Annotated in this window: 15 protein-coding genes and 1 pseudogene; 11 read left to right on the plus strand and 5 right to left on the minus strand. The window is 70.0% G+C overall.

The genetic code is table 11. From position 1 onward, the window contains the following. Positions 1-253 precede the first annotated feature (253 nt). The 3 genes from D7Y11_RS07410 to D7Y11_RS07420 all read left to right on the plus strand — a co-directional run bounded on the left by D7Y11_RS07410 (position 254) and on the right by D7Y11_RS07420 (position 3,940). On the plus strand, positions 254-2,143 hold the full coding sequence (locus D7Y11_RS07410; RefSeq protein WP_120575682.1) for a M4 family metallopeptidase: 1,890 nt from the start codon (positions 254-256) through the stop codon (positions 2,141-2,143). Positions 2,144-2,275: 132 nt separating this feature from the next. Continuing rightward, positions 2,276-2,833: a DUF2378 family protein gene (locus tag D7Y11_RS07415; protein WP_120575681.1), complete on the plus strand. Its 558-nt coding sequence runs from the start codon at positions 2,276-2,278 to the stop codon at positions 2,831-2,833. A 12-nt stretch (positions 2,834-2,845) separates the two neighbouring features. After that, positions 2,846-3,940 (plus strand): hypothetical protein, encoded by a 1,095-nt coding sequence (locus tag D7Y11_RS07420; protein ID WP_121754004.1) that lies wholly within the window; start codon positions 2,846-2,848, stop codon positions 3,938-3,940. A 12-nt stretch (positions 3,941-3,952) separates the two neighbouring features. Here D7Y11_RS07420 and D7Y11_RS07425 read toward each other — a convergent pair whose 3' ends face one another. Continuing rightward, entirely contained in the window at positions 3,953-4,792 is an 840-nt protein-coding gene (locus D7Y11_RS07425) for a hypothetical protein (protein ID WP_120575679.1), read from the minus strand. A 168-nt stretch (positions 4,793-4,960) separates the two neighbouring features. After that, positions 4,961-5,406 (minus strand): annotated as a pseudogene (locus tag D7Y11_RS07430) (DUF2383 domain-containing protein). Positions 5,407-5,552: 146 nt separating this feature from the next. On the opposite strand from D7Y11_RS07430, the gene xdhC reads away from it, so the two are divergent. The 7 genes from xdhC to D7Y11_RS07460 all read left to right on the plus strand — a co-directional run bounded on the left by xdhC (position 5,553) and on the right by D7Y11_RS07460 (position 15,714). Then, a complete protein-coding gene (gene xdhC, locus D7Y11_RS07435) occupies positions 5,553-6,383 on the plus strand; it encodes a xanthine dehydrogenase accessory protein XdhC (RefSeq protein ID WP_126933341.1) in 831 nt (276 codons plus the stop codon). Beyond that, a complete protein-coding gene (xdhB, locus tag D7Y11_RS07440) occupies positions 6,380-10,213 on the plus strand; it encodes a xanthine dehydrogenase molybdopterin binding subunit (protein ID WP_126933342.1) in 3,834 nt (1,277 codons plus the stop codon). Before xdhC ends, xdhB begins: the two co-directional genes overlap by 4 nt. A gap of 84 nt (positions 10,214-10,297) precedes the next feature. Next, on the plus strand, positions 10,298-11,164 hold the full coding sequence (locus tag D7Y11_RS07445) for an MbnP family copper-binding protein (RefSeq protein ID WP_126933343.1): 867 nt from the start codon (positions 10,298-10,300) through the stop codon (positions 11,162-11,164). Between the two features lie 17 nt (positions 11,165-11,181). Further along, positions 11,182-12,330: a methanobactin export MATE transporter MbnM gene (locus D7Y11_RS07450; protein WP_126933344.1), complete on the plus strand. Its 1,149-nt coding sequence runs from the start codon at positions 11,182-11,184 to the stop codon at positions 12,328-12,330. A 30-nt stretch (positions 12,331-12,360) separates the two neighbouring features. After that, a complete protein-coding gene (locus D7Y11_RS44145; protein ID WP_233607221.1) occupies positions 12,361-12,537 on the plus strand; it encodes a hypothetical protein in 177 nt (58 codons plus the stop codon). A gap of 127 nt (positions 12,538-12,664) precedes the next feature. Next, positions 12,665-14,401 (plus strand): hypothetical protein, encoded by a 1,737-nt coding sequence (locus tag D7Y11_RS07455; RefSeq protein ID WP_233607222.1) that lies wholly within the window; start codon positions 12,665-12,667, stop codon positions 14,399-14,401. 353 nt (positions 14,402-14,754) lie between these two features. After that, positions 14,755-15,714 (plus strand): hypothetical protein, encoded by a 960-nt coding sequence (locus tag D7Y11_RS07460; protein WP_306770421.1) that lies wholly within the window; start codon positions 14,755-14,757, stop codon positions 15,712-15,714. Here D7Y11_RS07460 and D7Y11_RS07465 read toward each other — a convergent pair. The 3 genes from D7Y11_RS07465 to D7Y11_RS07475 form a co-directional block, all read right to left on the minus strand. Continuing rightward, entirely contained in the window at positions 15,708-15,908 is a 201-nt protein-coding gene (locus tag D7Y11_RS07465; RefSeq protein ID WP_126933346.1) for a hypothetical protein, read from the minus strand. The two genes, D7Y11_RS07460 and D7Y11_RS07465, sit on opposite strands and share 7 nt — an antisense overlap. Before the next feature lie 8 nt (positions 15,909-15,916). Further along, the gene (locus D7Y11_RS07470; RefSeq protein ID WP_126933347.1) at positions 15,917-16,636 is read right to left on the minus strand and encodes a YcnI family protein; all 720 of its coding nucleotides are present in this window, start codon (positions 16,634-16,636) and stop codon (positions 15,917-15,919) included. A gap of 94 nt (positions 16,637-16,730) precedes the next feature. Then, entirely contained in the window at positions 16,731-17,573 is an 843-nt protein-coding gene (locus tag D7Y11_RS07475; protein WP_126933348.1) for a hypothetical protein, read from the minus strand. Positions 17,574-18,314: 741 nt separating this feature from the next. On the opposite strand from D7Y11_RS07475, the gene D7Y11_RS07480 reads away from it, so the two are divergent. After that, complete coding sequence (locus tag D7Y11_RS07480) at positions 18,315-23,696, plus strand: non-ribosomal peptide synthetase (RefSeq protein WP_158629073.1); 5,382 nt, start codon at positions 18,315-18,317, stop codon at positions 23,694-23,696. Positions 23,697-23,703 lie beyond the last annotated feature (7 nt).

The raw sequence follows: 23,703 nt of genomic DNA on the forward strand, positions 1-23,703 counted from the left end.
TCCTTGCGAACGGGTGACGGGAGGTAACAGCGGGGCCGTCCTTATCACCGCGCCTCGCGTCACAACGTCCGGAGTTCGTGCCAGGACGCCCGCACAGCACCCAGGTGGGTGAACCACCGCCGACGTGGGCGCCCCTCCGTCTTGGGACTCCTTTCCAACACTCCCAGTCTTCATGGAATTCACCTGACAGTCGGTGCTCCATGCTTTGTTCGCGAGGCTTCACAGACTCGTTTCGTCACACTGGGGGCATGTCATGACGCGAAAGAACCGCTGGCTCCTCGCCGGCCTGACGTTCACGCTGTCCGCATGTAGTTCGGGAGGTCCTGACGCCGAGGCGCCTGCCGCTCCTTCTGAAACCCGCCTGGGAGACCTGAAGTCGGCGCTGGGAGCGCTGCCCAGCGCGGAGGTGCGGGGGGTGCATGCGGACGGCGTGCCCCAGTTCATCCAGGGCGCGCTGGGCACGACGGGACGGCCCCTCTCCGGCGCCAGCGCCTGGCAGGCACACGCGCTCCTGGAGCCCACCCTGCTGCGCGTGCTGCCCGCCTTCCGGCTGACGGCGAAGGACGTGGTGCCCAAGCGCATCCACACGGACGAGCTGGGCAATACGCACCTGCGCTACGCGCAGACCAAGGGCGGGCTCCCGGTGGAGAATGAAGAGCTCATCGTCCACGTGGATGCACGGGGCCAGGTGTACGCGGTGAACGGCACCGCGCGTGACGGCGAGCCCCTGCCAGCCCCTGCTCGCATCGCGCCGGAGACCGCGAGCGCGGCGGCGCTGGCGGCGTCCCCAGCGGGCAGCAGCGCGGGAGCGCCTCGCGAGGTCTTCATCCGGCCGACCCCGGAGGCGTCCCTGGTCCGCGCCTTCGAGGTGGTGGTGTCCGGACAGGACGCGGACGGCATGTCCCTGCGCGACCGCGTCTACGTGAGCGCGGCGGACGGCCAGGAGGTGCTGCGCGCGCCGGAGATCCACGCCGCGCGCAACCGCACGGTGTGCTCGGTGGGCGGCACCAACAACGGCACGTGCAGGATTGAAGGACAGGTGGCCACCGGCGACACGGCCATCGACACGACGTACGAAAACCTGGGCCTCTTCTACGACTGCTTCCAGGCGAACTTCGGCCGTGACTCGTACAACGGCATGGGCGCCCCGCTGCTGGCGCAGGTGCACTACGGCACCAGCTACGTGAACGCGTACTTCGACGGCACGAAGCTGGTCTGCGGTGATGGCAGCCTGCCCCAGTTCGGGCAGCCGTGCGAGGACCCGGACATCGTCGTGCACGAGTTCATGCACGGCGTCACCGAGACCACGTCCGACCTCATCTACAGCGGCGAGTCCGGCGCGCTCAGCGAGTCGCTGTCGGACATCTACGCCGCCACCTGCGGCAGCTGGGCCTCGGGCACCTGGAGCACCGCGACGTCCGTGTGGCACATCGCGGAGACGGCCTGGACTCCCGGCACGTCCGGGGATGCCCTGCGCTACATGAACGACCCCGCGGCCGATGGCTCCTCCGTGGACTACGCCCCGGACCTGAACGGTGGCACGGACGTGCACTACGGCTCCGGCGTGGCCAACCTGGCGTTCAAGCTGATGGCCACCGGCGGCATGCACCCGCGAGGCAAGACGCTGGTGAACGTGCCAGCCATTGGCGTGGAGGCCGCGGCCCACATCTTCTGGTACGCCAACATGAACCTTTTCACCCGCACCACCAACCTCTACTCGGCCAGGTTGGCGACGCGGGTGGCGGCGCAGAGCCTGGGCTACAACACCGCCGTCCAGGACGCGGTGGATGCCGCGTGGAGCGCGGTGGGCGTGGGCGTCACGACGACGCCCTCCTGCATTCCGCTGCCCAACAACACCACGGTGTCCCTCATCTCCGGCAACGCCTCGTCGCAGAAGTACTACTGCTTCGACGTGCCGGCGAACACGCCCTCCACGGTGAGCATCTCCGGCGGCACCGGGGACGTGGACCTCTACACGCGCTTCGACTTCGCGCCCACGACCCAGATTTACGATTGCCGTCCCTACCTGACGGGCAACAACGAGACGTGCAACCTGGCGGCGCGGCCCATCGCCGGCCGGCAGTACCTCCTGCTCCGGGGCTTCACCGCCTACAGCGGCGTGAGCCTCTCCGTGGCCTGGTGACGCACCGGGCGCTTCCCCCCTCACCGCGTACCCGCGGTGAGGGGGGGCGCCAGGGGGCTGGCCTCCTCCCGGGCCCTGGGCGAAGAATGCGCGCCCGGGGCCTGTTCAGGTCCCGGCAAGGACAGAAGGGCCATGAGGGACGAGCGCGTCATCTTCAGCAGCAGCGTGGACAGCCTGTACCGCAAGGTGCTGGCCCCCTCCCTGACGCCCGAGCTGGTGGACCGGCTGCGCGCGCGGGGGTTGAACCTGCACGCCCCGCTGCTCGCCGCGTACCCCCTGGCCGTCTGGGTGGACTGCCTGGAGGACACGGCCCGCACGCTCCACCCCGACCAGCCGGTGGAGCAGGGCCGGCGCCTGATGGGCCGGCGGATGGTGGAGGGCTACGCGCAGACGCTGGTGGGCGGCGCGGTCCTCACGCTGGCCCGCGTGGTGGGACCCATGCGCTCGCTGGAGCGCATGCAGCACAACTTCCGCAGCGGCAACAACTACACGGAGACGCGCCTCACCGTGCTGGGCCCCGCCCAGGCGGACCTCTGGTTCAACGAACCGGAGGCCCTGGAGGGCTTCGTGGACGGCGTGCTGGAAGAAGGGATGTTGCGCGTGGGAGTCCAGGGCTTCACCCTGCACCGCACCCGCCACTCGCCCGATTCCGCCACCTATCACCTGGAGTGGGCCGACCGGTCCTCCTGACACCCTGCCTTCATGTCTTCCATCCTCTCGACGCTGCCCGCCCTCTACCAGGACCTCCTGCCGGCCTTCTTCCGCAAGGACGCGCCCACGGAAGAGAAGGCCACCTGCTCCAACTGCGCCATGAGCCGCGCCTCCGCGCAGGCCACGGTGGAGTCCGTGGACGGGGCGGAGCACCTGTTCCGGCCGGACACCAAGTGCTGCACGTATCAGCCGCGGCTGCCCAACTACCTCGTGGGCGCGCTGCTGTCGGATGACTCGCCGCAGATGGCGGAGGGGCGCCGGCGCATCGAGGCGAAAATCGACAGCCGCATCGGCGTGAGCCCGCAGTGGGTGAAGCCGCCCGCGAAGTTCAACCACCTGTACAAGAACGCGCACCAGTTCTTCGGCCGCGCGTCGTCGCTGCGCTGCCCGTACTACGCGCTGGAGTCCGGCGGCTGCACCATCTGGGCGTACCGCGAGTCCGTCTGCTCCACGTTCTTCTGCAAGTACGTGGCGGGCCGGGACGGCCAGCGCTTCTGGATGTCGCTCAAGACGTACCTGACGCTGGCGGAGTTCCAGCTGTCACGCCACGCGCTGCTCCAGCTGATGCCGGAGTTCTTCCTGGACGGCCGCGACAAGGCGGAGGTGGCCACCGGCCCGCTGTCCGTGGAGGACCTGGACGACGCGGCGCCCCCGGCGAAGGTGTACGCCGCGCTCTGGAAGGGGTACGCCGGGATGGAGAAGGACTTCTACCGCGCCTGCTACGACGCCGTGCGCGCCGTGTCCCGGGACGGGCTGGAGCGGATGCTGGGCCTGGACGGAACCATCGAACAGAAGGTGCTGGAGAAGCTGTACACCCAGGCCTCCGCGCCCACGCTGCCGCGCGTGCTGCGCTTCAACCCGGACGCGACGGTGAAGTGGCTGCCGGACGGGAGCGTCGCGCTGGGCTTCTACAGCGAATACGACGCGGTGGCGCTGCCGGGTGAGGCCTACTCGCTGCTGGTGGAGTTCACCGGCCAGAAGCCCGTGGAGGCCGTCCGCCAGCACCTGCGCGACCACAAGCAGGCGGACCTGGATCCAGACATCCTCCTGGAGCTGCACCGGCACCGCATCCTCATCGAGCCTTGAGAGGGCCGCGCTTCAGGGCTGGCCCGCGAAGGCGCCCACGTCGTGAAGCCAGCGAGCGACCTTCTGGGTGCGCTCCCACGCGGGCTCCGCGGCGACCAGGTGCTCCGCCAGCCACGCGCTGAAGGCCGGGTCTCCCGCGCGCAGCCACGCGGCGGACTCGGCCAACTCATGGGCGGCGGCCTCCCAGGCGCGGCGCACGGCGCTGGCCACGGCCATCAGCTCCGCGATGCAGCGGGTGAACACCTCCATGCCCACGGTGACTTCGTTGGCGCTGTCGCCGCAGGACAGGGCCAGCGCGCGCAGGTGGCCCAGGTCCTTGAGCAGCCCCTGCTCCAGCGCGGCGGCGGTGCCCAGCCGGGCCTGGGCGGCGCGCTGGAGCAACTCCACGTCCTCGCAGAGCTGGCGCCAGGCCGCGTCGTCCCCCGCGGGGAAGCCACCCCGGCGGCGCAGGCGCACGCCCACGGCCTGCCACAGGTTGCAGAAGACGAGCACCTCCTCGACGCTGCGGCGCACGTGGGGCGGGATGTGGTCCAGGAAGTCCACCACGGACGCGCGGGCCTCGCGGATGAACGCGTCGCCCCGGGGCGTGGCCTCCACCACGCCGCGCGCGAGTTGGAGCACGCGCCAGGCCCACTGCAGGGCGCGCTCGGAGGTGGTGAAGAGCACCTCGATGCCGGTGCCCAGGGCGCCCGCGGCGTAGCTGGTGTCGGCGGTCGTCGGAGAGGGGACGGAGGGCGTCCCCTCGACTTCGGCGCGCACGTCGGGCGAGCGGGAAGCCGGTGTCCCCGCGTCCTCGCTGTCGGTGACGGTCCCGGGCCCGTGCGGCCCCGGCACCGTGTGCTCGCGCGCCATGTGCTTCTTCGCCCTCGTTCGCCGGTGGAAGTCCCCTCCTTCCGAATATCGCACGCCCCCTGAAAGCCTCCAGGCCTGGATGCGGGGACGTGCGATGCACCACAAGGCGCCCATCCCCGCAGCCGGGATGGGTACCTCGGGATGTCCGGCACCGCGCAACCCCTACGCTCAGTGCAGGGTCGGGTTGTGCTTCAAGCGGCTGAGCCGGTCATGCGTCTGCTTCTGGGCCGGCAGCAGCTGCTGACGCGCGAAACTGCGGGCCTCGCCGTGGAGCTTGCCCACGTCGCGGTTGTAGTCCGCCAGGCCGTGGTCCTCGCCCTGCTCCAGGGCGTCGATGGCGGCCTTCTCCCCCAGCAGGTCCGCTCCGCCCTGGACCACCTTGGCGAAGACGCCCCAGACGCCGGAGCTCTCCGCCGGATTGCCGCCCAGCTTCTGGATGCGCTCCTTGATGGCGTCGACGCGGGCCTCGTGGTCATGGAGGCAGGCGTCCACCTCCGTGCGAGCCAGGTCGCTCTTGATGTGCTTGCTCGCCTGCCGGTAGGTCTCCACGGCGGAGAGCTCACCGCGCAGGAAGGAGTTCAGCGTCTCGATGTCGGTATTGGCCATGACGTCATCTCCTTGGTTCCGGTGAACGGGAATCGACTGGCGCAAAGGTGGTGCGCCTCACCGGCCCGGCAACGAGCGCTGGCCTCCTCGTCCCCACGGCAGGCGTCCGGAGGAGCGCCACGGGGATGGCGGCCGTGGCAGACTCACCGGCGGCATGTGGAACTGGGTTCACCAGCTGGCGGAGTGGGCACGCGAGGACACGCCGTTCGCCGTCGTGACGGTGACGGAGTGCAAGGGCAGCACGCCCGCGCCCCCCGGCGCGAAGCTGCTGGTGCGCGCGGACGGCACCTTCCACGGCACCATCGGCGGAGGCCACCTGGAGCAGTTGGTCCTTCAGGACGCCCGCGCGTGTCTGGCCAGGGGCGAGGCGCGCACGTTCCGCTATCCGCTGGGCGCGAAGCTGGGCCAGTGCTGTGGAGGAGTCGTGGACGTCTTCGTCGAGCCCGTCAACCACGGGCCGCAGCTGTACCTCTTCGGCGCCGGCCACGTGGGACAGGCGCTGTGCCGCATCCTGGAGGGCACCCCCTTTCGCGTGCACCTGGTGGATGAGCGCGCCGAGTGGGTCCAGTCCCCGCAGGTGCCCGCAGGCGTGGTGCGTCACGAGGAGGCGTGGGACGAGTTCGCGTCGCGCGCGGTCTGGGACGAGCAGCGCACCTACGTGGCGGTGATGACGCACCGGCACGACGTGGATCAGGACATCATCGCCTTCGCCGTCCAGAAGCCGGCCCGCTACATCGGGCTCATCGGCAGTGACACGAAGTGGGCCCGCTTCCGGCAGAGGCTGGAGGCGAAGGGGATGCCCGCCCGGCAGGTGGGCCGCGTCCAGTGCCCCATGGGGCTGCCCACCGGGGGAAAGTCACCGCAAGAGGTGGCCGTGAGCATCGCCGCCGGGCTGCTCCAGCTCCACCATGGATTGACTCCGGGACTGGCCCAGGAAGCAGGCGCTCAGCCAGCGCCCGCGCCCCTGCTATCCTCGGGGGAATGAGCACCCCCTTCGAATTCCGGCTCAACGGCCAGACGGTCCAGGTCGACGACGCGTCGCCCAACACCACCCTGCTGGATTACCTGCGCGCGCGCGGACTGACGGGCACGAAGCAGGGCTGCGCCGAGGGCGACTGCGGCGCGTGCACCGTGGCCATGGTGGACCGGGACGTGAGCGGCCAGAAGACGCTGCGCGCGTTCAACAGCTGCATCGCGCTGTTGCCCATGGTGGCCGGGCGCGAGCTCGTCACCGTGGAGGGCGTGGGCAGCCGCGCCGCGCCCCACCCCGTGCAGCAGGCCATGGTGAAGCACTACGGCTCGCAGTGCGGCTTCTGTACGCCGGGCTTCGTCGTCTCCATGGTGGAGGCGTACTGTCGCAAGGACGCGGGCTCTCCGGAGGCCATCGCGGATCAGCTCTGCGGCAACATCTGCCGCTGTACCGGCTACCGCCCCATCCGCGACGCGATGGTGGACGCGCTCGCCACCCGCGACGCGAAGGGCGCGGGCCCCGGGCTTCCCGGCGTCTCGCTGGAGGGGCCGCCCTCCCCCACCCCTCCCCTGCGCTACGAGGCGCGCGACGGCCTGTTCCTGCGCCCCACCACGTGGGAGGACCTGCTCGCGCTGCGAGCCCTGCACCCGGAGGCGATGCTCGTGGCCGGCGCCACCGAGCTGGGCGTGGACATCACCAAGAAGTCCCGTCGCTACCCGTTCCTCATCTCGACGGAAGGCGTGGAGGCCCTGCGCGCCATCCGCCGCGAGGAGGACGGCTGGTACGTGGGCGGCGCCGCGTCGCTGGTGGACGTGGAGGACGCGCTGGGCCACGAGGTGCCGGAGCTGGCGAAGATGCTCAACGTCTTCGCCTCGCGGCAGATCCGCCACCGCGCCACGCTCGCGGGCAACCTGGTGACGGCCTCGCCCATCGGGGACACGGCGCCGGTGCTGCTCGCGCTGGACGCCCGGCTGGTGCTCGCGTCCGTGCGCGGCGAGCGGACGGTGGCGCTGTCGGACTTCTTCCTCGCCTACCGCAAGACGGCGCTCCAGCCGGACGAGGTGGTCCGCTTCGTCGTCATTCCCCACGCCCCGGCGAAGGACAGCGGACTGACCCGGCACTCGGACAGCTTCAAGGTGTCCAAGCGCCGCGAGCTGGACATCAGCATCGTCGCGGCGGGCTTCTGCATCGAGACGGACGCGCTGGGCCTCGTGCGCACCGCGCGCCTGGGCTACGGCGGCGTCGCGGCCACCCCGGCGCGGGCGAAGCAGACGGAGGCCCAGCTCGTGGGCCACCCGTGGAACACGGAGGCCGTGGCCCGCGTGCGCGCCACGCTGGAGCGCGAGTTCACGCCCCTCACGGACCTGCGTGGCAGCGCGGAGTACCGGCGCGGGCTGGTGGTGTCCCTGCTGGAGAAGTTCGCGTCCGGCGAGCGCAGCGCCGCGCTGGACGGACGCCCCCGCTTCGCCCCGGGCGCGCCTGTCGCCACCGCGGACGCGGGCCGCGAGCTGCGCCATGAGAGCGCGCTGGGCCACGTGACGGGCAGCGCGCAGTACGTGGATGACCTCGCGCAGCGCCAGCCCATGCTGACGGTGTGGCCGGTGCTGTCGCCGCACGCGCACGCGCGCATCCTCCGCCGCGATGCCAGCGCCGCGCTGAAGGTGCCCGGCGTGGTGAAGGTGCTGCTCGCGGAGGACATCCCGGGCATGAACGACACGGGCCCCATCCGCCATGACGAGCCGCTGCTCGCGAAGGACGAGGTGCTCTTCCACGCGCAGGTGGTGGCGCTCGTCGTCGGCGAGACGCCCGAGGCCTGCCGCGAGGGCGCGCGCCAGGTGGTGGTGGACTACGAGCCCCTGCCCGCGGTGCTCACGCTGACCGAAGCCCTGAAGCAGGGCAGCTTCCACACCGACCCGCACATCATCCGCCGGGGCGACGTGGACAGCGCGCTCGCCTCCAGCCCGAACCGGCTGGCCGGAGAGCTGACGATGGGCGGCCAGGAGCACTTCTACCTGGAGACGCACGCGGCCTTCGCGGAGGTGGGCGACGACGGCGACGTCACGGTGACGTCCTCCACGCAGCACCCGTCGGAGGTGCAGGCCATCATCTCGCACGTGCTGCACATGCCGCGCAGCCGCGTGGTGGTGAAGGCGCCGCGCATGGGCGGCGGCTTCGGCGGCAAGGAGACGCAAGGCAACGCGCCCGCCGCGCTGGTGGCGCTGGCGGCGGTGCACACGGGCCGGCCGGTGAAGTGGATGCTGGACCGCGACGTGGACATGGTCGTCACGGGCAAGCGCCATCCGTTCCACGCGGCCTGGGAGGTGGGCTTCGACGCCACGGGCCGGCTGCTCGCGCTCAAGGCGGACCTCACGTCCAACGGCGGCTGGTCCCTGGACCTGTCCGAGTCCATCACCGACCGGGCCCTCTTCCACCTGGACAACGGCTACTACGTGCCGTCGGTGCGCTACACCGGCCGCGTGGCGAAGACGCACCTGGTCTCCAACACGGCATTCCGGGGCTTCGGCGGTCCGCAGGGCATGCTGGTGATGGAGGACATCCTGGCGCGCATCGCGGCCGCCCTGAGCCTGGCCCCGGAGGCCGTGCGCCAGCGCAACCTCTACGACGGCGTGGGCGACACCAACACCACGCACTACGGCCAGGAGCTGGAGGACAACCGGCTGCCGAAGCTGTGGAACGACCTGATGGAGTCGTCCGACTTCGCGAAGCGCCGCGCGGAGCTGGAGGCCTTCAACGCGTCCAGCCCCCGCATCAAGCGCGGACTGGCCATCACGCCGATGAAGTTCGGCATCTCCTTCACCGCCACCTTCCTCAACCAGGCGGGCGCGCTGGTGCACGTGTACCGCGACGGCTCCGTATTGCTGTCGCACGGCGGCACGGAGATGGGCCAGGGGTTGCACACCAAGATCCAGGGCGTGGCCATGCGCGAACTGGGCCTGCCCGCGGACCTGGTGCGCGTGGCGCACACGGCGACGGACAAGGTGCCCAACACGTCCGCGACGGCGGCCTCCAGCGGCTCCGACCTCAACGGCGCGGCGGTGCGCGAGGCCTGCATCCAGGTGCGCGAGCGGCTGGCTCCGGTGGCCGCCCGCATGCTGGTGCAGTTGCACGGGCAGGCGGTGTCTCCGGACGCGCTGGTGTTCGAGGACGGGCGCATCTCGGCGGCGTCGCGGCCGGACCAGGGGCTGCCCTTCGGGACCGTGGTGGAGGAGGCCTACCGCGACCGCGTGGGCCTGTCCGTCACGGGCTACTACCGCACGCCGGGCATCGGCTACGACCGGACCCTGGGCCGGGGCAAGCCGTTCCTCTACTTCGCCTATGGCGCGGCGGTGAGCGAGGTGGAGGTGGACGGCGACACGGGCATGAAGCGCGTGCTGCGCTCGGACCTGCTGGAGGACGTGGGGGATTCACTCAACCCCGGCCTGGACCGGGGTCAGGTGGAGGGCGCCTTCGTGCAGGGCATGGGGTGGCTCACCGGCGAGGAGCTGAAGTGGGACGCGAACGGGCGGCTGCTCACGCACTCCGCCAGCACCTACGCGGTGCCCGCGTTCAGCGACGCGCCCATCGACCTGCGCGTGGCCTTGATGGAGCGGGCCGAGCAGAAGGGCACCATCCACGGCAGCAAGGCCGTGGGCGAGCCGCCGCTGATGCTGGCCCTGTCCGTGCGGGAGGCGCTGCGCGACGCGGTGGCCGCCTTCGGAGCGCCGGGCGGCGACGTGGACCTGCCCTCGCCCGCCACGCACGAGGCCCTCTTCCTGGCCATCCAGCGGCGCAAGGCGAGGGGCGTGGGGCTCCCGGTTCCGGACGAAACGCGCGAGGTGGCCTGAGACGGGCGGCGGGTGCGGCAACATGCCACGGCAAGCTTTCCCAGCCAGTGCGTTAGACGGGGGCACCTTCCAAGGATGATTCCCATGCGCTCCGTGCTCCGCTCCCGCCTCCTCCTTCCCCTGGCCCTCGTGGGCGCGCTCGGCTGTGGGGACGACGAACCCCAGACGCCCGAGCTGCTGACGGTGAACCTGCCTGTCGTCGCCCGCGTGGGCACGGAGGCCTTCGAGTGCGGCAAGACGTACACGAACGTCGGGACGACGGGGACGACCTACGAGCCCATGGACTTCCGCGTGTATGTCCACAACGTGCGGCTGGTGACGCGGGACGGGAAGGAGGTGCCCGTGACGCTGAGCGAGGACGGCACGTGGCAGCACTCGGGCGTGGTGCTGCTGGACTTCGCGAACAAGGACGGGCTGTGCACGCAAGGCACGGCGGCGATGAACGCGTCCATCAAGGGCACGGCACCCCAGGGTGACTACGCGGGCCTGCGCTTCACGGTGGGCGTGCCGGAGGACGTGAACCACGGCGACCCCACGACGCTCGGTGCGCCGATGGATGATACGGGCCTGCACTGGAGCTGGCAGAGCGGCTTCATCTTCACGCGCATCGAAGGCCGCACGCAGGGCCTTCCCCAGCATGTCCTGCACCTGGGCAGCACGGCCTGCGCGCCGCCGCCCGAGGGCCAGACGCAAGGCACCGCCGGGTGTGCGAACAACAACCGTCCGGAGTTCCACCTGGACGGCTTCGACGTGACGAAGAACAAGGTGGTGATGGACCTGGGCACGCTCTTCGCGGGCGCCAACCTGGACGTGAACGCGCCTGGCACGGCCGCGGGCTGCATGTCGTCCCCCAACGACACGGACTGCGGTGCCCTCTTCCAGCCCCTGGGGCTGGCCTTCGGCGGCCAGGCGGCGAACCCGGCCGCGCAGACCTTCATCCGGGCCGAGTAGCAGGAAGGACGTCCGACGTGGCACGACGACAAGGACAGGCGTGGAAGGCCCTGGCGACGGTGGCGTTGCTGGGCGCGGGCTGCGCGGATCCCTCGGGTCCGACCGAGGAGCCCGTGCCCTACGACTGGAAGCTGCCAGCGGGCTTCCCCAAGCCGCGCGTGCCGGAGGACAACCCCATGTCGGAGGCGAAGGTCCAGCTGGGCCGGCGCCTCTTCTACGACAAGCGCCTGTCGTTGAACGGCACGCAGTCCTGTGGCTCCTGCCACGAGCAGGCCCGGGCCTTCACGGACGGGCGAGTGCACGCGGTGGGCAGCACGGGACAGGCGCACCGTCGCAACGGACAAGGGCTGGCGAACGTGGCGTACGCGACCAGCCTCACCTGGGCCAACTCCGCGCTCACCACGCTGGAGGCCCAGGCGCTGGTGCCGCTGTTCGGGCGGGAGCCGGTGGAGCTGGGCTTCGCGGATCAACAGGACGTGTTGCTGGAGCGGCTTCGCGAGGATCCGGACCTGACGGCCCGTTTCGCGGAGGCATTCCCGAACGAGGCCACGCCGGTGTCGCTGGCCACGCTGACGCGGGCGTTGTCCGCGTTCGAGCGTTCGCTCATCTCCGGCACGTCGCCGTATGACCGCTATCTGTACGGCAAGGAGGTGGACGCGCTGAGTCCCGCGGCGAAGCGGGGCTTGCAGCTGTTCCTGTCCGAGCGCCTGGAGTGCGACCACTGCCACTCCGGCTTCAACTTCCAGGACGCGACCGTGCACGAGGCGACGAAGGAGCCGGTGCTGCCGTACCACAACACGGGGCTCTACAACGAAGACGGCCAGGGCGCGTATCCCGCTGGGGACACAGGCCTCTTCGAAATCACGTTCCGTCCGGATGACATGGGGCGCTTCAAAGCGCCGTCGCTGCGCAACGTAGCCGTCACCGGGCCGTACATGCACGACGGCAGCGTGGAGACGCTCTCCGACGTGTTGGACCACTACGCGGCGGGAGGCCGAGCACGGGCGGCGAACGGCGGACAACCGAGCCCCCTGCAGAGCGCCTTCGTGCGCGGCTTCGAGCTGACGCCCGAGGAGAAGGCGGACGTCGTCGCGTTCCTGGAGTCGCTCACGGACACGGCGTTCCTGACCGACCCGCGCTTCGCGGATCCCGCCACCGTGCCGTGAGCCGGTATCGTCATCGGCTGTGATTCAGCCATGGCGATTCCTCGTGGGCTCCACCGTGCGGCGGTGGGCGGTGCTGGCCTGCATGGCCCTGCTCATCGCGGGCTGTGCATCGTCACCGACACACGGAGGCACCTGGAGCTACGGCACTCCGGCTGCGCGCGCAGCATGGCGCCCCTGGGCTGGAGGAGTCCGGAAGGCTTCCGCTGAGTCTCGTGACGACAAGGGAGGGTCCTGTGGCAGTCGGCCTCTGCCGCCTGGCTGGCCCGACCTGGACCGAAGCGAACAGCGCCTCGCGCCGTTCCTGGCCTGTGCCTCGCCCGCGGCCTTCGTGGCCATGCAGCGCGGCGTGGACATGGCCTGGCTGGTGGAATCCCTTGAGGATTGGGACGCCGTCCGGCTGGGAGCGTTGGGGCCGTTGGATGCGAAGGCTTCCAGCATCCTTCAGCGCAAGCGCGCCGCGTTCCTCGTCAGCGCGGTCGAGAAGTATGGCGCGCCACGCGCGGAGGTGTTCGCCCTCTTCATCCTCCACGCCACCTTCGATGACGAACTGCGCGAGCTGGTCCAGCGCCTGGCCCGCGACAAGCAGCTCGGGGAGACCTTGGGCGGCATGCCCACCGTGCGCGAGGAGTTGCTGCGCAGGGGACTGAAGGTCACGACGTATCCGGAGCGGGAAGAGCAGGCCGGTGACGTCCTGCGGGGTTTGGGGCGCGCGGGGCGGGATGCGCTGTCCAGCACCGACGTGAGCGCAGGCGCCCGCTACGTGGAGTTCTCCGCGAAGCGTGCGCAGTTGCCGCCGCCCTATCAGGAAGCGCTCGACGCGGTGGAGAGGGCCCTGATGGCAGGGCACTTCTCACCGGGCAACGTGGTGCGGGGTGGCTTCGATCACCTGACGTTCGGCGTCCCGATGGGCTTCTTCCATCTGGTCGCAGGAACGGCCCAGGGAGCAACGTCCCTGGCGAAGGGCCGATACGAACAGGCCACGCGAGAGCTGGCACCCGCCGCGTTCATGGTCGCGCTGTACGCGGGAGGCAAGGGCGCACGAGCCCTGCGAGGAGAACGGCCAACCTTCGACCTGGAGGCACTCAAGGCGGCGGTGGAGCGGCTGGAGGACCAGTTTGGGGTGAACGCCACGCGGGAGCTGCTGCGTCAGCTCCGAGCGAGCCGGGAAGGCGCCCTCCTCGCCGCCGAGTGGGGAGAAGCGGGAGCGCTCGCGCTGTACGAGGCCCGAGGCAATCCAGCGAAGGCCCAGGCCCTGCTGGCGGAGGCAAGCCGTGAACGCCCGGGCGCAGCACAGAAGAGTACCGGCAGAAGTGGAGACGCCGCAGCGCTGTCGAAGGACTTCGCGGGCGTACCACCGGAAGTCCTGGAGGCACGGCTCGCGCAGGTGGAATGGGAGGCCACGGGACCCCGGCTGTCCCGCGATGTGTCCTTCCTGAAGGAGCATCCACCGGAGCGGAATGCACCGCCGGGAGCCGAAGGTCACCCCCTCTGGACCGAGTACGCGAGCTATCGCGAGGCCCGGCTCACGGAACTGGAGCAGGGCGCGCCCGCCAAGGGTCCCCTGCGATGGGAGGGCTACCTGGAGCTGCGCGGGCAGTTCATCCGCGGGCTGATGTTCGAGCGAGACATGGTCGCCCAACTCCGCGCGGATGCAGCACTGCCCCGAGCGCAGCGTCGGTGGCTCAAGGACTTCGATCAGCCCCGCATCGAAACGCACGTGGGCATGACGAAGGCGGACCTGCGCTTCGCGGACGTGCTGGCCGTTGAAACGAAGCCACCTTCAGGCCAACCACCACGCATGGAGACCTTCAGCTTCAAGAGCCGCGACTTGCATCTGCTGAGCTTGGGCGAGCTGACAGCTCAAATGAAGGCGGACGCGCGTGGAGCGGTCCAGTATTACGGCGAGACCGTGAACATCCGTCGGCAAGGACTCGAAGGAACGGTGCGAATCCAGAGGGTTCGCCTTGTCTATGAAGGTGGCAGATTGAAACCCGCCAAGGGAAGCACGCTCAAAGGCGCGTTGGAGTCCGTCCTTAGCAACGTCGCTGGCGTGGAGGTCGTAATTCAGTGACAGACGACAACCTGCTGCTCTCGTTCAATGGAGCCTGCGACACACTCGCGGATCACATACGTGAATTGGCGCCGCTGCTCACCGCGCTTGAGTCAGGTGCGGGTCCATGGATGCCGGACATCACCCAGGGGAAACGGCGGCAGCGTTACACACGCACGGCGGTCGTGAAGGCCCTGACAGAATCACGAGAAGAGCGAACTACCTCCGTCGGACTCCACCGCACGACGGGGCCCAAGCTGGACATGGAGATTCTGCTTCGCTTTCCACCTCTTCCTCCGAGCCTTCGCATATGGATCGACGTCAACCCGATTGACCTATTCGCGGAGGAAGCCCGCTGCCAGGCGTTCGTGGAGATGGTCCGTGCATGGGCCATCCACTATCCCGTCACTCACGCCTCGGCCCACAGCCTGGCCGACAAGGAACTGGCGGACTTCCCCTCTTTTGGCCGGGACAACGAGACAACCTTCCGGGACGGCTTCGATAAGGTCTACGAAGTCTGCTGGCTCAACGTCTTCGGCGCGAAGCTCGTGGACACCGTTGGCCGCGAGCGCATGCGATCAACCCCCGCCCACCGCGTCGAAGAGCTCCCCGACGGCTCCATCCTCCTCGTCACCTGGCCCACCGCCGCGGACTTCGCCACTGAGGCAGCCCGTGTCGCCCAGGCCCGCGCGTGGGTCCACCTTCGGCCGGACCTCAACTTCGATACCGTGATGGCCATCCTCCGCGAACGAAGCGCGACCCTCGCTCCAGTCGAACCCCGCTTCGTTCCAGACGTCGCCGCGCTGCTCTCACGCCTCCCCGAATACTCATCCCTGGCCCAGCGCCAGCGGCGCATCGCGGAGCTCAACGCCTACGTCCCACCAGAGCCAGACGAATGGCTCCCCCTGAACGCGGCCCTGCCTTCAGACGTGGCCGACCCGAAAGCCGCCCTCGATCAGTACGCATACTTCGCGGAACGCCTCGTGGCGCTGCTCCACACGCCGGTGCCCTCCGTGCTCAAGGGGTCCCCCGAATCCCTGACGGACATCGACGTCCACTTCTGGAAGGAGACCTTCCCGGACACCTTCGAGCGGCACAACATCGATGCCATCGCCGTCCCCGCAGTGGGTGCCTACCTGGGCGAAGTGCTGGTCAAACACCTGGGCGGACAATGGCTCCCACGCAAGCAATGGATGGAAGCCCAGGTCCGAGTCGGTAACCGCGTGTGGCTGCCCTTCGCCCGCGCGCACCGCTACATGCGGTCCACGCAGGCGCTGTTGGACCACTCCCTCACCCAGCTCTACCGCGTCGCCGAACGCCACGCCCGCTACTGAGCGGGCGGCTTGAGGTCGTCCGGCAGCCGCTCCAACGGCGGACGCTCTAGAGCGCCCGGCCGCTCGACGCCAGAGGCAGTACCCGCGTCCTCCACGATGGTGCCCCCATCGCTCTGCCCTGTGGGCGGCGGCGAAGGCTTGTCAGAACAGCCGGCGAGAACACCGACGCACAACACGAAGATCCAATGGCGCATGGTCGCTCCTAGTACTTCACCCAGATGACCGTGCCCGGATGGATCTGCGTGAGCGCGGTGACACCAGACTCCTTCTCGATGAGCGCCTGCGTGACGGGGTTGAAGCTGTACGCCTGCGTGCCAGACCAGACAATGAGCGCGTCCTTGAACACGGTCAGGTCATGCACATGCTCCTCCACCGTGTACTGGTTCCAGCCCGGCAGCCGAGAGGGCATCAGGTAGAGCGACGGCGCAGGGTTCTCCGAAGGCCCCGTGCCCGCGTCCCCATCGTGGTTGTGCTCACCGCCCGCGGTGCCCGTCCACTCCACCACCGTCAGCGCGCCGCCCTGCGTGCTGCACGTCTGCGTCGTGGGGAAGAACAGCGTGGTGAACGGCTTCGAGGGCAGCTTCATGCGCAGCCCCAGGTGGAAGAAGTGCGTGTCCGCCGCCTTCACGTTGCCCGTGGGCTTCGTCCACGTCACCGCCGTCACGTTGCCGGAGGCGTCCTTCTCCACCTCGGCCGTGCCAAACACGGAGTCCACCGGGCGCACGTTCGTCACGCCCTCCGGAATCTGGACCCGCATCTTGTACGTGTCCGCGCCGTCACAGCCGTGGCTCACCGTGATGTCAGCCTCGAAGGTCGCCCCGGCATAGGGAGGCGTGGCACCCGCCACCGCCGCGTGCGCGAAGGCGGATGAGGACAGCAGCGAACCCGCGACAACACACAGCGGCCCCAGGGAAGACTTCATCGGGTGACTCCGGGAAGAAAGGAACATCCCGGATATCAGCCTCCCGTGGCGCGAACGCTGCGGTCATTTGTCGCAGCGCCCGCACCGGGCATCCTCACGGCAGCGCGATGCGCCCCGGAGCGTTCTGGGCGCCCTGCTCGGTGTGACAGCTGTTGCAGTCCCCGTTGCTCTGCGGCGCGGCCATCATCCGCGACGTGCCATCCGGCCCCACCAGCCGCGCCCGGTACGGCATCGGGAAGGACGGCTGGAGCGTGGTGGACATGAAGTTGCCCGCGGAGTTCGGCACCAGCGTGAGCCGCACCTGATCCTCCAGGTCCAGGATCTCCACCTTCACGTTCGACGGCTCCTGCAGCCGCGGATCACACCCGTCCGCCTCGTGGAGCGTCGGGAACACCGTGCCCATGAAGAAGTACGCCACGGAGGGCGCCTGCTCCAGGTGGCAGCTCCGGCAGGCGATGCCGGGCGCCATGTAGGCCCCGGTGCCGCTTGCCTCGGACCAGATGCTCCCGCTCGCGCACGTCGTGGGCGCGGGACCGGCGGGCAGGCTGCCGCAGGTCCCCGCCGGCATCCCCGACTCCAGCCACCCCATGAGCAACGCCCGCTCCGCTTCCGGCATCGGCGGCTCGGAGGCCGGCGGCATCGGAGACTGCGCGTCCTTCATCCGCGTCAGGCTGCGCTGCCCCATGCTGCTCTGGGCGTCCACCATCGAGGCCCGCTGGAAGTCGGAGCGCGCCTGCAGCGCCATGGGCGCATACGCCTTCGCGGGCGTGGTGTGGCAGTACGCACAACGCTCCGCGATCACGGCCTGCACGTCACAGGGCAGGCTGTCGGGGCCTGGATCCACCACGCCCGCGTCCAACACCACCGCCATTTCCGGCTCCGCGGAACACCCCAACGCTCCACACAAGAGCAGCGCCTTCCACGTCCACCGCGTCACGTCCCGACTCCATCCCGGCATGGCTCTCACACTCCCGGGCGGCGTCTACCACGCGCGCAGTGCTCCCCCCGTGCGGCAAAACCGCACAGGGCCATGTCGGACCCACCCCGTATCCTCCTCAAACACTCATCAGACGAATTCAAGGAATCCCATTTTCGCTGGCAATTCCCAGACACAGACAGCCGCCGGGCGATCCCACCGAGGCCAGACGCTCGCGGGGAGACGGACCCATACACTCCGCGTGTTCCCGTCGCATGATCCGATGTGTCACGTTTACACGGACACCGCGCGCACTATCCCGCGAACAGGGGAGGTCCCCGGGTTTCCGACCTTGGGGGTCATTTGAATGTTCCTCCATTCGCGCGATGAAGTGACGGGCGGCCCAGACGCTCTCCGAATTCCGTCACCATGAAATTCGCACCCTGCTCCGCTCCTGATTCACGAGCTCTCCGCCGTGCCCACCGGCCGGCAAGGCTCCAATGTGGGTGGGGGGGATTGCTCGCGCCCGCGCCAGGCGATACATGCGCGAGACAACGCCCCTTCACGGCGGGTGCTGATTGCGACTGACCTCTTGAATCCCTGTCTTGCCGGGAGACAGCAGCCCCCCGGCCCCTGAATCCGCGTCTCCGTGCTCTCCGTGCACGGAAACACCCCCGCCTCGCAGGAGTCGCGTCAATGCCCACTGGAACCACGCCCGGTTCTTCCCCGGTCCCCGAGTTTGCGTTTTCCACCCTGGTTGAATTGCTTCGCGTTCGCGCAAGCACCCAGGGCGACCGTCGCGGATTTACGTTCCTGCTGGACGGGGAAACGGACGAAGCGCACCTGACGTACGCGGAGCTGGATCAGAAGGCTCGCGCGATCGCGGCGGCGCTCCAGGCTCGCGGAGCCCAGGGACAGCGGGCGCTGCTGCTGTACCCGCCCGGGCTGGACTACATCGCCGGGTTTTTCGGCTGTCTGTACGCGGGCGTGATCGCGGTCCCCATCTATCCGCCGGACCCCATGCGCCTGGCGCGCACGCTGCCGCGCCTATTGGCCATCAGCCAGGACGCGCAGGCCACCATCGCCCTCACCACCGACTTCATCTACGGCATGGGGGAGATGCTCTTCGAGCAGGCGCCGGAGCTGCGGGAGCTGCACTGGATTGCCACGGACACGCTGGACGCGGAGGTCGCCGAAGGGTGGAAGGACCCCGGCGTGGCCACGGACACGCGGGTGTTCCTCCAGTACACGTCCGGCTCCACGTCGTCGCCCAAGGGCGTGGTGCTGACGCACGGCAACCTGCTGCACAACTCGAAGCTGATCCACTCGTGCTTCGGTCACTCGACGCAAAGCCAGGGTGTCATCTGGCTTCCGCCGTACCACGACATGGGCCTCATCGGCGGCATCCTGCAGCCGCTGTACGGCGGCTTCCCGGTGACGCTGTTCTCGCCGGTGGACTTCCTCAAGCGCCCCATGCGCTGGCTGGAGGCCATCTCCCGCTACAAGGCCACCACGAGCGGCGGGCCGAACTTCGCGTTCGACCTGTGCGTGCGCAAGTCCACGCCGGAAGAGCGCGCGAAGCTGGACCTGAGCCACTGGGACCTGGCCTTCAACGGCGCGGAGCCCATCATGCCGGACACGCTCCGGCGCTTCGCGGAGGCGTTCGGTCCGCAGGGGTTCCGCTCGGAGGCCATCTATCCCTGCTACGGCCTGGCGGAGGGCACGCTCATCGCCTCTGGCGGTGACAAGCGCGAGCTACCCGTGCAGCGCACCGTGGACGGGGGCGCGCTGAAGGACAACCGCGTGGTGGCGAAGGAGGCGGCGAGCCCCGGCGCCCAGACGCTGGTGGGCTCCGGCCGCAACCTCACGGATCAGCGCCTGGTCATCGCGCATCCGGAGACGGGCGCGCCGCTGGCCGCGGGCCAGGTGGGCGAGATTCGCGTCGCTGGACCCAGCATCGCGCAGGGCTACTGGGGCCGCGATGAGCAGACGCGGACCACCTTCCAGCAGCCGCTGGCCGGCACGGGTGATCCGACGCCGTTCCTGCGCACGGGCGACCTGGGTTTCCTCGCGGACGGCGAGCTGTTCGTCACCGGCCGGCTGAAGGACCTGATCATCATCCGCGGGCGCAACCACTACCCGCAGGACATCGAGCGCACGGTGGAGTCCGCCCACCCCGCCATCCGCCCCGGTTGCACGGCGGCGTTCTCCATCGAGCAGGACGACGAGGAGCGCCTGATCGTCGTGACGGAGGTGGACCGCCGAGCGGTGGAGCGTGACGGCGTGGACCTGGACGCGCTGGCGCAGGGCATCCGGCAGGCCGTCGCGGCCGGGCATGACCTTCAGGCCCAGGGCGTGGTGCTGCTGGGGCCGGGCGCCATCCCGAAGACGTCCAGCGGCAAGATCCAGCGCTTCGCCACCCGCGCGGAGTACGTCGCGGACACGCTGGAGGCGCTGCACAAGAGCGTCATCGCCGCCGCTCCCACGCAGGTGCCCGAGGCCGTGAAGACCGCCGCTCCGGAAGCCGCCGCCGCGCCCGCGCCGGTGGGCCCGGACACCAGCATGCTGCAGAAGATGCTGGCGGTGGTGACGGACGTCACCGCGCGCCGGGCCATGGTGGCGGTGTTCCTCCAGGAGCAGGCCGCGCAGGTGCTGCGGCTGCCCACCGCGCAGGTGGACCTGCAGAAGCCGCTGCATGCCTACGGCGTGGATTCGCTGATGGCGGTGGACTTCAAGAGCGCGGTGGACGCGGGGCTGGGCATCGACCTGCCGCTGTCGGACGTGCTCCAGGGCGTGTCGCTGTCGAAGCTGGCGGAGGTCGTGGTGACGTTGATGTCGGCGCCCCCGTCCCAGCAGTCCTCCAGCGCGGTGGCCGCCTCGTCCGCCACGGGCGACGCGCCCCTGTCCGGTGGGCAGCAGGCGCTGTGGTTCATGCATCAGCTCGCGCCGGACAGCGCGGCCTACCACGTGCCCGTCGCGGTGCGCGTGCGCGCGGGGCTGGACGCCAACGCGCTGAAGGGGGCCTTCGAGGCGCTGGTGGCCCGCCACCCTGCCCTGCGCACCACGTTCGTCATGGCGGCCACCGGCCCCGTGCAGCGCGTGCACGCGGAGCTGCCGCTGGACTTCACCACCACGGACGCGAAGGGATGGAGCGACGAGCAGGTCACTGAGCACCTGTCCGCCGAGGCCCGCCGCCCGTTCGACATGGAGAAGGGTCCGCTCCTGCGCGTGCGGCTGGTGTCGCGGTCCGCGGAGGACCACGCGCTGCTCATCGCGATGCACCACATCGTCACCGACTTCTGGTCGCTGGCGGTGATGGCGGAGGAGCTGGACGCGCTCTACCCGGCGCTCAAGCTGGGCAAGCGGCCCACGCTGGCGCAGCCCGCGCGCACCTACGCGGACTACGCGCGCTGGCAGTCGGAGATGCTCGCCGGTGCTCGTGGCCAGGCGCTGGAGAAGTACTGGCGCGAGCAGCTGTCCGGCACGCTGCAGGTGCTGGACCTGCCCACGGACCACCCGCGGCCCCCGGTGCAGACCTTCAACGGCCGCGTCCACACCACCCGGCTGGACGCGAACGTCGCGAGCGCGGTGAAGACGCTGGCGCGTGACAACGGCGCCACGCCGAACATGGTGCTCCAGACGGCGTTCCAGGTGCTGCTGCACCGCTACACCGGCCAGCAGGACTTCACGCTGGGCGTGGTGAGCGCGGGCCGCGGACGCGCGGAGCTGGCGGGCATCACCGGCTACTTCGTCAACCCGCTGGTGGTGCGCACGCGGCCGTCCCCCTCGCTGTCCTTCACGGACTACCTGGCCCAGACGCGCCAGACGATGCTGGGCGCGCTGGAGCACCAGGACTACCCCTTCAGCGCGCTGGTGGACCGGCTGCAGCCGGTGCGTGACCAGAGCCGCTCGCCGTTGTTCCAGGTGATGTTCGTCTACCAGCGCGCCTCCAAGCTGGACGAGCGCGGTCTCACGCCCTTCGCCCTGGACATCCCGGGCGCGAAGTCCACCGTGGCGGGCCTGCCCATCGAATCGCTGCTGCTGTCGCACGGCGGCGCGCAGTTCGACCTCACGCTCACCATGGGCGAGGCGGACGGCGAGCTGGTGGCCTCCTTCGAGTACAACACCGACCTCTTCGAGGCCGGCACCATCGAGCGCATGGCCGGGCACCTGGCCACGCTGCTGTCCGGCATCGCCGCCCAGCCGGGCCGCGCGCTCGCGGGGCTGCCGCTGCTCACGCAGGCCGAACAGCAGCAGCTGCTGGAGACCTGGAAGGGTCCGCGCGTGCCGCTCACGCAGGCGGACATGCTGCCCGCGCTCTTCGCGGCGCAGGTGGCTCGCACGCCGGACAACGTCGCGGTCCTCTTCAAGGAGGCGCAGCTCACCTACCGTGAGCTGGACGCTCGCGCGGGGCAGCTCGCCGCGTGGCTGCGCGGCGCGGGCGTGAAGCCGGGCGACATCGTCGGCATCTGCCTGGAGCGCTCGGTGGAGACGCTGGTGTCCGTGCTGGCCGTGATGGCCGCGGGCGCGGCATACGTGCCCATCGACCCGGCCTACCCCTCCGAGCGCGTGGCCTTCATCCTGGGCGACACGCAGGCGCCGGTGCTCATCACGCAGTCCTGGCTCCAGCGCACGCTGCCCTCCGGCATGTCCGCACGCACGCTGTTCGTGGACCAGCCGCTGGACGGCGCGCTGTCCTCCGCTCCCGCCGCGACGGTGGCGGCCGGGGACCTGGCGTGCCTCGTCTACACCTCCGGCTCCACCGGCCAGCCCAAGGGCGTGATGCTGGAGCACGGGGGCCTCGCGAACCTGGTGCGCTCGTTCGTGGAGTCCTACGCGCCTGGCGCGACGGACCGGATGCTGCCGCTCACGTCGGTGGCCTCCGCCAGCTTCGTGGGCGAAATCCTCCCGCTCCTGTGCACGGGCGGCGCGCTGGTGCTGCCCACCGAGGATGAGATCCTCGACCAGGAGAAGCTGTACCAGCTCATCACCCGCCACACCGTCACCATCGTGAGCACGGTGCCCGCGGTCATCGCCGGGCTCAACGCGCGCCTGGAGCAACTGCCTCCGCTCAAGCTGGTGCTCTCCGGCGGCGAGGCGCTGGTGGCCAGCGACGTGGAGAAGCTGCTCGCCACGGTGCCGGTGGTGAACGGCTATGGCCTCACGGAGACCACCGTGTGCTCCACCTACCACCGCATGGCGGTGGAGGACCTGCAGGGCCACGCGTGGGTGCCCATTGGCCGGCCCGTCATCAACACGGACGTGTACGTGCTGGACGCGGAGCGCAACCTGCTGCCCGTGGGCGTCGCCGGTGAGCTGTACGTGGGCGGCCTGGGCGTGGCGCGCGGGTACTGGAAGCGGCCGGAGCTGACCACGGAGCGCTTCGTCGCGAACCCGTTCGGCTCCGACAAGGGCGAGCGCCTGTACCGCACGGGCGACCGCGCGCGCTGGCTGCCGGACGGCGTGCTCACGTTCCTGTCCCGCGCGGATGATCAGGTGAAGATCCGCGGCTTCCGCATCGAGCTGGGTGAGGTGGAGGCCGCCGTGCGCCGTCACCCGGCCGTGAAGGACGCGTTCCTGATGGCGCGCGAGGACTCGCCCGGCGACAAGCGCCTGGTGGCCTACGTGGTGCTGGGCGAGCCCGCGCCCACGCACTCGGACCTGAACGCCTTCCTCGCGGAAGGGCTGCCGCCGTACATGCTGCCGTCCGCGTACGTGCCACTGTCCGCGCTGCCCCTGTCGCCCAACGGCAAGGTGGACGCGAAGGCGCTGCCCGCGCCGGAAGGGGCGCGCCTCGCTTCCGGCGTCGCCTACGCCCAGCCGCAGAGCGCGGTGGAGCGCAGCGTGGCGGCCATCTGGGCGGCGGTGCTCAAGGTGGAGCGCGTCGGCCTCAACGACAACTTCTTCGAGCTGGGTGGCAACTCGCTGCTCATCGCGCAGGCCCACCGGCGGCTGAAGGAGGAGCTGGGCGCGGAGCTCGCGCTGGTGGACATGTTCAAGTTCACCACGGTGAGCGCGCTGGCCCAGCACCTGGCGAACAAGGGCGAGGACTCGGGCGCGGCCTCCCAGAAGATCAAGGACGAGGCGGAGCGCCGCCGGGCCGCCCAGGCGCGGCGTCAGCAGGCGCGCGGCCGTGGCAAGTAACCAACGA

Source organism: Corallococcus sp. AB018 (genome assembly GCF_003986945.1).
Lineage (GTDB): Bacteria > Myxococcota > Myxococcia > Myxococcales > Myxococcaceae > Corallococcus > Corallococcus exiguus.

Bases quoted from the DNA above. Each gene is read 5' to 3' on its own strand.
- D7Y11_RS07410 (WP_120575682.1), top strand. From the start codon at position 254: ATGACGCGAAAGAACCGCTGGCTCCTCGCCGGCCTGACGTTCACGCTG.
- D7Y11_RS07415 (WP_120575681.1), top strand. From the start codon at position 2,276: ATGAGGGACGAGCGCGTCATCTTCAGCAGCAGCGTGGACAGCCTGTAC.
- D7Y11_RS07420 (WP_121754004.1), top strand. From the start codon at position 2,846: ATGTCTTCCATCCTCTCGACGCTGCCCGCCCTCTACCAGGACCTCCTG.
- D7Y11_RS07425 (WP_120575679.1), bottom strand. From the start codon at position 4,792: ATGGCGCGCGAGCACACGGTGCCGGGGCCGCACGGGCCCGGGACCGTC.
- xdhC (WP_126933341.1), top strand. From the start codon at position 5,553: ATGTGGAACTGGGTTCACCAGCTGGCGGAGTGGGCACGCGAGGACACG.
- xdhB (WP_126933342.1), top strand. From the start codon at position 6,380: ATGAGCACCCCCTTCGAATTCCGGCTCAACGGCCAGACGGTCCAGGTC.
- D7Y11_RS07445 (WP_126933343.1), top strand. From the start codon at position 10,298: ATGCGCTCCGTGCTCCGCTCCCGCCTCCTCCTTCCCCTGGCCCTCGTG.
- D7Y11_RS44145 (WP_233607221.1), top strand. From the start codon at position 12,361: ATGGCGATTCCTCGTGGGCTCCACCGTGCGGCGGTGGGCGGTGCTGGC.
- D7Y11_RS07455 (WP_233607222.1), top strand. From the start codon at position 12,665: ATGCAGCGCGGCGTGGACATGGCCTGGCTGGTGGAATCCCTTGAGGAT.
- D7Y11_RS07460 (WP_306770421.1), top strand. From the start codon at position 14,755: ATGGTCCGTGCATGGGCCATCCACTATCCCGTCACTCACGCCTCGGCC.
- D7Y11_RS07465 (WP_126933346.1), bottom strand. From the start codon at position 15,908: ATGCGCCATTGGATCTTCGTGTTGTGCGTCGGTGTTCTCGCCGGCTGT.
- D7Y11_RS07470 (WP_126933347.1), bottom strand. From the start codon at position 16,636: ATGAAGTCTTCCCTGGGGCCGCTGTGTGTTGTCGCGGGTTCGCTGCTG.